The 10,937-nt window shown below is 45.8% G+C and carries 11 protein-coding genes and 1 pseudogene; 7 read left to right on the top strand and 5 right to left on the bottom strand.

The window, feature by feature from the left end; translation table 11 throughout:
• Both KBY58_RS11635 and glgX read left to right on the top strand, forming a co-directional pair.
• On the top strand, positions 1-108 hold a 108-nt coding region (locus KBY58_RS11635; RefSeq protein ID WP_255004493.1), incomplete at its 5' end, for a GMC oxidoreductase.
• Positions 109-310: 202 nt separating this feature from the next.
• Complete coding sequence (gene glgX / locus KBY58_RS11630) at positions 311-2,374, top strand: glycogen debranching protein GlgX (protein ID WP_255004492.1); 2,064 nt, start codon at positions 311-313, stop codon at positions 2,372-2,374.
• Between the two features lie 15 nt (positions 2,375-2,389).
• Here the strand turns inward: glgX and KBY58_RS11625 are convergent, their stop codons facing one another.
• Entirely contained in the window at positions 2,390-2,809 is a 420-nt protein-coding gene (locus tag KBY58_RS11625; protein WP_255004491.1) for a hypothetical protein, read from the bottom strand.
• Between the two features lie 27 nt (positions 2,810-2,836).
• Positions 2,837-2,983: a hypothetical protein gene (locus KBY58_RS11620; RefSeq protein WP_255004490.1), complete on the bottom strand. Its 147-nt coding sequence runs from the start codon at positions 2,981-2,983 to the stop codon at positions 2,837-2,839.
• Positions 2,984-3,949: 966 nt separating this feature from the next.
• Between KBY58_RS11620 and KBY58_RS11615 the strand changes: the two genes are divergently transcribed.
• The 3 genes from KBY58_RS11615 to KBY58_RS11605 all read left to right on the top strand — a co-directional run bounded on the left by KBY58_RS11615 (position 3,950) and on the right by KBY58_RS11605 (position 6,961).
• Complete coding sequence (locus KBY58_RS11615; RefSeq protein WP_255004489.1) at positions 3,950-4,867, top strand: VOC family protein; 918 nt, start codon at positions 3,950-3,952, stop codon at positions 4,865-4,867.
• A gap of 83 nt (positions 4,868-4,950) precedes the next feature.
• Positions 4,951-6,375, top strand: coding sequence for an MFS transporter (locus tag KBY58_RS11610; protein WP_255004488.1), 1,425 nt, complete (start codon positions 4,951-4,953; stop codon positions 6,373-6,375).
• 241 nt (positions 6,376-6,616) lie between these two features.
• Positions 6,617-6,961, top strand: coding sequence for a hypothetical protein (locus KBY58_RS11605; RefSeq protein ID WP_255004486.1), 345 nt, complete (start codon positions 6,617-6,619; stop codon positions 6,959-6,961).
• Between the two features lie 56 nt (positions 6,962-7,017).
• Here the strand turns inward: KBY58_RS11605 and KBY58_RS11600 are convergent, their stop codons facing one another.
• The 3 genes from KBY58_RS11600 to KBY58_RS11590 form a co-directional block, all read right to left on the bottom strand.
• Positions 7,018-7,881 (bottom strand): hypothetical protein, encoded by an 864-nt coding sequence (locus tag KBY58_RS11600; protein ID WP_255004484.1) that lies wholly within the window; start codon positions 7,879-7,881, stop codon positions 7,018-7,020.
• Between the two features lie 223 nt (positions 7,882-8,104).
• A complete protein-coding gene (locus KBY58_RS11595; protein WP_255004483.1) occupies positions 8,105-8,362 on the bottom strand; it encodes a hypothetical protein in 258 nt (85 codons plus the stop codon).
• Between the two features lie 9 nt (positions 8,363-8,371).
• Complete coding sequence (locus KBY58_RS11590) at positions 8,372-9,601, bottom strand: SMP-30/gluconolactonase/LRE family protein (protein ID WP_255004481.1); 1,230 nt, start codon at positions 9,599-9,601, stop codon at positions 8,372-8,374.
• 233 nt (positions 9,602-9,834) lie between these two features.
• On the opposite strand from KBY58_RS11590, the gene KBY58_RS11585 reads away from it, so the two are divergent.
• Both KBY58_RS11585 and KBY58_RS11580 read left to right on the top strand, forming a co-directional pair.
• The gene (locus KBY58_RS11585) at positions 9,835-10,641 is read left to right on the top strand and encodes an SDR family NAD(P)-dependent oxidoreductase (protein WP_255004480.1); all 807 of its coding nucleotides are present in this window, start codon (positions 9,835-9,837) and stop codon (positions 10,639-10,641) included.
• Positions 10,642-10,661: 20 nt separating this feature from the next.
• Positions 10,662-10,937, top strand: a pseudogene (locus KBY58_RS11580) (hypothetical protein); the annotation flags it as partial.

Here is a 10,937-nt window from a genome sequence, read left to right as displayed (position 1 = left end):
TACGTTGTAGATACCAGTTTCATGCCCACAATTGGCGCGGTCAACCCATCCCTTACCGCCATCGCCAACGCCCTGCGTGTTGGGGATCATCTGTTGGCTAGATTGTAGAACTATATAACTTCAGCCCTATAGGTTGATAGCTAGATCTGTGATTGGGAGGTGTTCTTTCAAAAGGAGACTGCCTCCACGTTTTGTGAGCATCAGTCATATTCCCTTCTGGAACTTTGACCTGATTTGCTTCTAACTCCCAAATCTGTTTTTCGGCCATGATTCAGCTACGCCCGGTTTTTTGTTTTCCCATTCCATAGTCATGGCGTTTTCCTCCCTTGCCCCTGGTTCCAGTTCTCCCCTAGGTGCCACTCCTGTCTCAGGCGGAGTGAACTTCAGTATTTACTCAAAGGATGCATCGGCCGTTGAGCTTTGTCTGTTTGACAGCGCCGATGCAGTTGAGCCAAGCCAGGTCTATCGGCTTGAGGGCGAGACCTATTGCACTTATCACTACTGGCACTGCTTTGTAGCTGGGATTTCGCCTGGCCAGGTTTATGGCTACCGGGTAGATGGTCCTTGTGATCCAGATCGTGGTCTGCACTTTGATACAAACAATTTGCTACTTGATCCCTATGGCCTTGCCATGGTTATGCCTGCAAATTATCGGCGTACCCCCGAGCAGCCTGTTGAGCGCTCGATGAAAAGTGTGGTAGTAGACCCTGCTGCCTACGATTGGGAAGGGGACCAACCGCTGCGACGCCCCAGCCGGGATAGTGTTATTTATGAACTCCATGTTAAGGGTTTTACTGCAGATCCTAGTTCTGGTGTTGAGGCTCCAAATGCTGGTACCTATTTAGGGTTAATTGAGAAAATTCCATATCTTCAGGATCTGGGGGTTACGGCCGTTGAATTGCTGCCGGTCTTTCAGTTTGACCCCTTTGATGCCCCTGGTGGCCTGGCGAATTACTGGGGTTATCAGTCCATTTCATTTTTTGTTCCCCACCATGGCTACTCCAGTGCTGCGGGCCCGATGGCGCCCCTTAATGAGTTCCGGGACCTTGTAAAAGCCCTACACCACGCTGGCATTGAGGTGATTTTAGATGTGGTCTTTAATCATACGGCTGAGGCCGATGCTGATGGCCCAACATTTTGCTATAGGGGTCTTGCCAATTCTGATTATTACCTGTTAAAGGATGATGGAGCAGGGTATGCAGATTACACTGGCTGTTTTAATACACTTAATGCGAATAATCCGATAGTTCGGCGCTTGATTCGTCACAGTTTACGTTATTGGGTTGAACATATGCATGTTGATGGTTTTAGATTCGACCTCGCATCTGTCCTCTCTAGGGACGAAACTGGGGCGCCCTCTGCTTTACCCCCTATCCTTTGGGACATTGATACGGATCCTGTTTTAGCGGGAACTAAGCTGATTGCTGAGGCTTGGGATGCGGCAGGCTTATACCAGGTAGGGAAATTTGTTGCTGATAATTGGCAGGAGTGGAACGGCCGTTTCAGGGATGATGTCCGTCATTTCCTTAAGGGTGATGCGGGTATGGTGCGGAAGGTCACCCAGCGTTTGATTGGGAGCCCTGATATATATGGCTATGAAAATCGGGCCGATGAAGCCAGTGTGAATTTTATCAGCTGTCATGATGGCTTCACTTTGGCTGATTTAGTTGCCTATAATGGTAAGCACAATATTGCTAATGGTGAAACTAATCGAGATGGTAGTGATGATAATGCCAGTTGGAATTGTGGCATTGAAGGTCCTACTGAAGATCCTGATGTTTTACAGCTGCGCTTGCGTCAACGACGTAATTTCCTTACCCTTCTCCTTTTGTCATCAGGAACACCCATGATTGGCATGGGTGATGAGATTGGACGTACACAGCAGGGAAACAATAATGCTTATTGCCAGGACAATTTGCTTAGTTGGATGGATTGGAGTTTGCTTGATACCGAAGCTGATCTCCGCCATCTTGTCTCAGGGCTGAATGCCTATCGGATGCGCCGTGATTTGGTGATCGATCACGACAACTTTACCCTAGGCCAGCTTCTTGAGCATCGCCAGTTGGTTTGGCACGGTGTGGCCCTTAACCAACCAGATTGGGGTGATGAGTCCCGATCCTTTGCCCTAACTTCTACCAGTGTTAGAGGCCGTTTTCGCTTGCACCTCATGGTTAACGCCTGGTGGCAGCCATTGACATTCGCTGTGCCAGAGCCAGGGGCCGCCTATGGTCCCTGGCGATCCTGGATCGACACCTCCTTGCCGAGTCCGAATGATTGTCTTGGGTGGGATGCCTTCGCTCCAGCGGCTCAAAACTCTTGCAGCCTTGTTCCTAGGTCAATCCAAGTATTGCGGACTGAATTTGGCTCAGAGTAGTTGTGTCAAGCTTGCTTAGGATTCTCTTCTATGGCCTGGCTCGCGCTCCCCGATCACCAGGGCCGCCTGGTTGTGGCGAATCGTCTCCAGCAGGACCACCGGATCGCATTGGTGCTGCAGCGCCTCGATGCGTTGACGGCCCTTGCGACCCATGCCGCTCCAGCGCAGCAACCGATCAGGTGGGGTTAGCGGTTCGTCATGGCGGCGGCGCGGGCGCCGGCCTTCCCGGATGTCGCCCTCCTCAAATGGGATCCGCTTAGCCGATGGCTGATAGATGTTGGTGAACAGGCGCAGAGCGGCATAGAGCTGGCAGAGCCGCTCCAATTGCTGAGCTCCTTCCAGCCGCCGGTGAGCCACCACCCGGCGAACCAGCATGCCGTTCTTCTGTTCCACCCAGGCCTGGTCATTGGATTTGTAGGCCCGTGATCGAGTCATTTTGACTGGCTTGCGCTCCTCAGCGCACTAGCGCTCAAACTCCCCATTCATCAAGGCAGTGTCGTTGTCCACATCGATGCCACGAAGTGGCATCGGTATCAGCTTGCGCAGCTCCAGGAGCGCTGAGCGCACCAGTAGGCCATCACGGCTGTGCAGTGGGACCCATCGCTCCAACCACTGGCCACATCGGAAAGCACCAGCGTCCACAGGAACGGGCCCTCCATGCGCCCACCGCAGTGGGCCACCAGATCCATCTCGAACCAGCCGGGCTCACCTGTAGCAGCAACGCCTTGAGTGTCGGCTCAATCTCAAGGTGCCCATGGCGCTGCAATCGCAGCACAGATTTGCGGTGATATTCGCTCAGTTAGACCAATTTATCCACCAGGGCGCCCTTCTCCTGGTAGCTGAGCGACTGGTAGTGGCTGCGGGCTGCCTCCAGCAGCTGCCGGCGCCGCTCGCGCTGTAGCCGGTTTTAACCAGAGCTGGACGCAGACGCCAAAGATCCAAATCTATTGAGGCAACACTAAATGGCTGTTAGCACAATCTATGATTCAACTCGCCCGCCCATATAGATGACATAGGGCATTGTTGCCAGGTATTGATCGACTGCCGCTCCCATCCCATGGGTACTGAGGCGTTTTAGAGTGAGATCGGCTCCTATGGCGGACTAGTCACGGGTTCATGCTGACGTGTCCGAGCAGGATGACTTTCGGCGCTTAATCGATTCGGCTGTTTAGAACTAGGCAATCCCGATCTTATCGTTTACAATGAAGGGATCGATACCCGTTCCTGGATCCTCGACAAGACCACCGAAGACATCAACAATGTATTGAATCTAAACCTGCAATGGGCAGTTTTTTGTGAGCAGATATGTCCCTAAGCAGATGATAGTTTGGACAACGGTTGCCATATTTTCAATGAAACTGTATATTTTTTCTATTTTCTTCAAATCATGCTGAGTTGGCTGTCTAGTGTCACCTACATAAGTATTAAGCTGAACTGTATTTTCTTTTAAGATTTATTTAGAATAGGGTACCGATTTTTGATGTCTGCACTAAGCTCTTAATGAAGTCCTGCTTAATATTCTTTTAAGCTCGAATTTTTTAAATTTTGCTCTAATCAATTTTTTGTAATCATATCATGGCTATCCGTTCGCACTGTATAGGAATGACTGTAGCAGATACCAACTCAATGGTTAATTTTTTTGAAGAAATATTTGACTTTGAATCGCAAGGTTGCACTAACATTCCCAATTTATCATGCTCTCAATTCTGGGGTTATCCAAATAGTTCGGTCCATGTAAATACTCTGAAGCTAGGGCGAGAGTTGTTAGAAATCAGGTCCAGTTCTGACATAAACTCATTTCGTTTACCTGTTGATACTAATGGAAATGATCTGTGGTTTCGCCACTTCGCTATTGTGACTAGCAATATTGATGATGCATTTAATCGTATCCGAGACCATGTAATATTCACTTCTACTTCACCTCAAACCCTCCCATCATGGAATGTTAAGGCATCAGGTATTAAAGCTTTTAAATTTAAGACACCAGAACATCATTCTATCGAGTTGATTCAGTTTCCACCTGGAAAAGGAAAACCAGAGTGGCAATCTAAAGACAAACTGTTTCTTGGCATTGACCATACGGCTATTTCTGTTGGGAATGTAGAAAGTAGTAGGTTATTTTATGAAAAAATAATTGGCATGAATTTTCTTGGAAGTGGAACAAATTATGGAGTTGAACAGTCAAGCCTTGATGGACTTGTTAATTCTAAGGTCGAAATCCTTTCTTTTGGTGTTGACGATGGTATTGGGCTAGAATTTTTACATTACGTCGAACCAGCAGATGGAAGAAAAAATAATAATATTACTGGAGTCAATTGGTATTTTAGAGTTGTCGTTTGCAACCTAAATGAAGTCGCTCAAAAAGCTTTTGATAACGGCGTTCAATGGGTATCCAATGGAATTCAGGAAATCGACGCAATCTCTGATTTTAGGAGGGGCCTTGTGTTGCGAGATCCAGACGGACACATTGTCGAGGTCATGGAGTCGCTTTAGATGTGTTAAATTGGCAGTGTTAGTTTTTCAATGGAATTTTGTCAACTCTTTTGCAAAGGCGGAACAAGTGGATTCATTATTTATTGTCTAACGACATTTATAAGTGGTGGGCCCTTGCGGTAGTTCAATTAAGTATTCTCCTTGTAGGAGTAGATTCTACCATTACCAACCTTGCCCTTCCTGACATAACCAAGTCTTTTGAAGTTAATGTCACTACATCCGAATGGGTAATCTCTATTTTTTTTATTGCTGTAGCTCTTGCGCTTCCTGCGGCTGGCAGATTTTCAGATATCTTCGGTAGAAGATCTGTTTTTGTTTCAGGTTTCGCATTATTTACTGTTGCATCAGCACTTTGCGGTTTAGCCCCTAATATATATGTACTTATATTCATGCGTGCTATTCAAGGTTTCGGGGGCGCAGCGCTACTTGCTAATAGTAACGTTATCTCGTTAGCTGTTTTCCCCTTGAAGCAGCATGGCCTTGCTCTAGGAATTAACGGCACAGTCTACTCAATTGGCTATGCACTTGGATTTACATTGGGAGGACAGTTAATACATTCTTTTGGCTGGCGGTCAATCTTTTACCTAAATGTCCCTACGGGTCTTTTAGCAATTTGCTTGGGTCTTTTCATTCTAGACGAAAGTCTACTTCAGGCTCAAGCTAATAATAACAGTCATAATTTTTCTTTTGATATTCAAGGATTTATTTTCTCAGCCATCGGAATAGGTGGAACTATGGCTGCTGTTGTGATGCTTACATCAGCTAAATCATTTTCCTATCCTCTGCTGTCGTTACTTATACTAGGTATTATAAGCTTATTTCTATTTGTTTTTGTAGAGCTTAGAAACAAAAGTCCCCTACTAGATGTTAAATTATTTAAAATTATTGAGTTTTCAAGGGGAGCTTTAACACGTCTTCTCAATAATGCCATTGTGGCTTCCTGTACATTTGCAATTCCATTTTTCACACAAACTGTCCTTAAATTCACCGCATTTCAAAGCGGTTTGATTATGCTTCCTTACGCTCTCGGTTTGGCCATTGTCGGTCCAATCTCCGGGCGTTTGAGTGATCGCTACGGACCCCGTTGGCTGACTACGCTCGGCTTTATTTCAGGTGGAGTATCTTTAATATGGCTTAATTCCATTGGTGGATCTACCCATTCGTCAGTACATGTATCTCCAATGATTTTTAAAACTATAATTGCAATGTTTTTGCTTGGTTCTGCCTCCGGACTTTTTGTATCACCAAATAATAGTGCCTCCCTTGATGCAGTCCCACTAAATCGAACAGGAACTGCTTCAGGTGTTATATGGTCAGTTAGTTTTATTGGTTCAGCATTTGGCACCGCGTACGGAGCCGCAATTCTGCATAACGTTCTGTCTGGGGATGTTTCATCAATGAATTACTTAAGAGTGCAATCGTTCCTTTTCCAAACCTTAATTATACTGAGCTTTGTAGGAGCTTTTCTATGTTATACTCGAAGTAAATCCTCCAAAAAGTTGGCCTAGAGATGTTTTCCCTGTTGATTCCTAAATTGTAGTAGCTTTACTTTAAACATCCTGGCTATTGCCTTTATGTTTACTTATTTTTATTTATTGCCGCTACCCCTCTTGCGCCAAACGTAAAGAAATACTGTCTTTTTCTGCTTTTAGTTCTTATTGTGAGTAACTTTATCTAGCTTGCTTTTTTGTTGTGACTCTTGGCTCCCGGCTTCACAAGCGTATTACACGCCTTAATCACTTGGCATTGATGGCTCAACCTGGTGGGCACCAAGAGGCAAGAGATTTTTATATTGGAGTCTTAGATATGGAGGAAATCCCCCTTCCCAAGGAAATTGCGGGCCAGTTCGATTTGCTTTGGTTTAGATTTCTGGACATGATGATTCATCTTTCCTTTTCCGATGATTATATACCTGTCCCTGTCGGTAGACACATTTGCTTAGAGGTATCTGGTTTGTTAAAGTTAAGGACTAGGCTAGAGGCTGCGGGTTTCAAGATTGAAGATCAAGTAAAGCTGGCAGACAGAGACCGTTTCTTCATACCAGATCCATTTGGTAATTATTTTGAGCTAATGGAGTTTCATGCTCTCGAATAAGTTTCGCCATACTTTTTATTAGTTCTCTTATAATTTAAAATTCAATTTTTTTGTTTTTAATTACCATACGCTGGCACTGATCCACTTAATCTAATTATACGACTACCAGTATTTCCTAGCGCTTGGCTGAATGGTAATGCTGTTCCGTATGGCATTCCTGAGGGTATTTCGTTTTTATTTGGAGGGTTAAATAAGTATTTAAGCTGTAGCACATACCCAGTTCCGCTTAATCGGTCGTTACTTACAGTATAAGTAAGACTGCATTTGGAGTTGAATGAATATGTCAGCTCACCCAATCCTCCCGGAGCACTTCCGCCTTGATTTTCAACTATGTAATATATTCTGGTTGTTATTGAAAAATTACTGTCCCAAAGAGGTACACTGGCTTGAAGATTAAATGTCGACTCCACCTCCTGCCCTGGGCTTTTGTAGCTTGATTTTCCTATGGGGTAGTTCCCAGTAGCTAATACTGTTATTCCTGGGTGAATAAATTCAAATCCGATGCCTAGTTGTTGGTAATAATAGCTGTCTTTAAATGTATTATCATATCCAGCATTGAATCCAATGTAGGATTTCCCTTCATTTATAAGACTGCGATGGCCCAGTCTAAGTGTATTTCCCCAGCTCTGAAGCTCTGAGTTACTTTCCCCTGCTTCATTTAACGGTCGAGCCTTGATAAAAATAGTGTTATCAAAAAATGTAAGACTTTTTTTTGTTTTGTTTACTGGCTGGAAATGATTGGCTTCAATTCGATTGCTCGAATTTGGAGTTGTAACGGTTATTTTTATCATTTCCGCTGGCTTTACAAAGTTTGTTTTGTTAATTGTTTCTATGTCTAAATTATCGCCTCCAAAGCTTGGAGTGCTTAAGGAGGCAATTCCAATCGCGAGAGGAGCCCAGGATATATAGATGAGTTTCAATGTTACATTTAATACCTTTTTCCGTGATCTTGATTTTATTTCATGTTTAGTCGACGTGTGCATGTTTGACGAGGCTGGTGGGGGCATTTTTTTTCTTTTTAATGGCCTGTTATCTTTTCCGGCAATGACGGTTTTTTGTTCTTTAGACTGTAGTAACTTTTGGACCTTGCTTGTTGGTTGTACAATTTTTTCGCTATCGCCTTAGTTCCTCGCTAATCTTTTCTCAATGAGCCACCGTATTAATGTTCAAATGGACTTTAATATTAGCCAATATTATTTCCTTGGTCAAGGGAGCTCCTCCTTTTGGGGGTGACTGCTGGCCTGCTGGCAGCGTTCTTTTAATCACTTTCATTTTCCAGTACCTGGTCCCTTTTGTCATCTGTTTCGTTGAGTCGCTGATCAAATTCTTTTCGGCTTCCGCTTTTCTATTTTTACGCTTTCCCGATATAGGTACAACTTCTTTTTTGTGGGTTGATAACATGCCTTTTGCTTATTGCTCTGGCCTTGTTTGTATCGGTGTCTGCCCTTTGACGTTAAGTTTTACTGCCCACAGGGTGTTGCTGGATCCAATAAACAGCACGTTGTTATCCGCCCCTCCGAAGCTCAGATTAGCTGTTTGCTTTGCCATCAAGAATTTGCCGATTAATTTGCCCTGCGGATTTATCACATGGATTCCCTCCAATGTGCCTACATATACGTTCCCCTTTTCATCGAGGCGCATTCCATCGGGGAATCCAGGAGCCACATTGGCAAACAGGCGCTTGTTGGCTAGGGTCTTGCCATCAGCTAATACGTCGTAGAGATAGATGCTGTGTGGCAGATAGGGGTAGTAGGTACGTGGCCCCTGAATTGCCCCACTATCGATGATGTAAAGCGTTCTTTCCCCAGGTCCAAAGGCGATTCCATTAGGCATCACCAGGCCCGGGGCTACCACCTTTAGTTGTTTGTTTTTTGGGTCATAGCGATAGACGTTGTTTGGCAGCTCAGCTGGTTGGGGTGGAAATTGCAGGGACCCGTAACTGGGATCAGTAAACCAGACAGTTCCATCAGTTTTGACCACAAGATCATTTGGTGAATTCAGACGTTTCCCTTGATAGCTACCCACCAGGGTTGGAGCCTGGGGGTTTGGATTTTTAAGGTTTGCTGATATAGACCGTGTGATCGATATACGCCTGCCTGTCGTTTCTGCCGTAAGTAGATTCCCCTGTAAATCAGGGGTTTGTCCATCGGCAACGCCGGATGGATTTCTGAACAGTCTTGGTTCCTCCCATGAATCTTTGGTTATTTGCCCATTAATTAACCCCTTCCATTTCAAAGAATAGATGCTGTTGTGTATCTGATCTGTTACGAATAGAATGCCACCGTTACCATTTTTCTCCTTAAGGAAAACTGGCCCCTCTAGAAAACCGAATCCAGTTGCAAGGGGAACCAGATTGGGTGTACGACCAACTATCTCTTCAAATTCTGGATCCAAAGAGATAACGGTCAGCTGTGGTGATTGCGATTCTGGATAGACAGGATTGTTGATTATTGATACGTCCCGGCACTGCTTCGCCTGAGGATTTCCCGGCAGGCATGCTGAACCCGTGGGTGGATTCCATGTACTCTTTTGGCACCCTGTGATTAGGGTTATCCCAAGAGTGGCAATTCCCGCTATTGCTTTTTGGGCGGTACTAGAGCTTCCTTTTGGCATGTCACCCCAAGCTAGGAATTTCCGCATTTGATAACTCAACCGATAGCTCCTTACTCTCCTTGTTTTAGGGCGACTTGCTTGCGGGCCTGGCTTTTGTCACTAAATGTGATGCTAATTGTGTCCTAATGTTTTTATCCTCTGACATTCCTTTTCGATGGGCCACTCCTTTGGTTTTTACTCAGTTCGTGGCTCTCTCTTCAATACTTTCTTGGTTTTTCTGCTAATATTTTAAAGTTAGTCTTTTCTTACACTCTTTCCCAGTGACCACAACTAACCCCTACGCTCAGCAGAGCCTCTCAAATTTCCTTCAGGGCAAGGTGGCCATCGTTACCGGTGGCAACAGCGGTATCGGAAAATCCATTGTTGAGTGCTTAGCGCAGCTCGGTGCAAAGGTTGTTATCGACTACCGCTCCCACCCTGAAGCTACCGAGGCGATCGAGCGGGAAATTGGTGAATATGGCGGATGCAGTTTTGGTGTGCAGGCTGATGTTGGCAAGCTCGACGATCTACAACGCCTGATCGATTCGACGGTTGCAAAATTTGGCCGGCTTGATGTGATGGTTAATAACGCTGGTATCGAAACCCGGACTTCCATTCTCGACACCACCCCCGATGATTTCGACAAGGTTTTGAACGTCAACCTGCGGGGTGTATTTTTCGCTACCCAGTACGCGGCAAAGCAAATGATTGCCCAGGGCAGCGGTGGGCGAATCATCAATATCTCATCAGTGCATGAGGATTGGCCGATGCCCAATAACACCCCCTACTGCGTAGCCAAGGGTGGCGTGCGCATGCTCACTCGCACCGCAGGGGTGGAGTTGGCTTCCAAGGGAGTCACCATCGTCAATGTGGGGCCCGGTGCCGTTGCCACCCCGATCAACGATTCGACCATGAATGATCCTGAGTTGTTGGCCAAGCTCAACTCCGCCATTCCCATGGGCCGGATGGCCCAGCCTGAGGAAATAGCCAAGGTTGTGGCATTTTTGGCCAGTGATGCTGCGAGCTATATCACTGCCACCTCTATCTTTGCCGATGGTGGGATTATGCAGAGCAGCCCTGGCCTTTAGTTAGTTAGTTGGCTGGTCTAGTGGTGAAGCTACATCATCGCTTTTATCGCCGACTATTTTTTCTTTCCCTGTTGGAAATGGTGGCGATTGCGCTGCCATTTCCTTTTCGTAGAGTTACTAGCTTTGTTTCCTTAGCCCTTGTAGCTTTGCTGGCGATTGAGTTGGGTAGACCTCTGCGGGGCCGGCGAATGCCCTACTGGTTTGACCGTTACTATCGGCTACTTGGCCTAGCGTCGTTTCTTTTTCAACTGATTTGGTTGATTTCGCCTCAGTCGCTTCACTTTTTAAGCGGCTTG

Source organism: Cyanobium sp. HWJ4-Hawea (genome assembly GCF_024345815.1).
Taxonomy (GTDB): Bacteria; Cyanobacteriota; Cyanobacteriia; order PCC-6307; family Cyanobiaceae; genus Cyanobium_A.
This window is presented reverse-complemented; position numbering and strand designations above follow the sequence as displayed.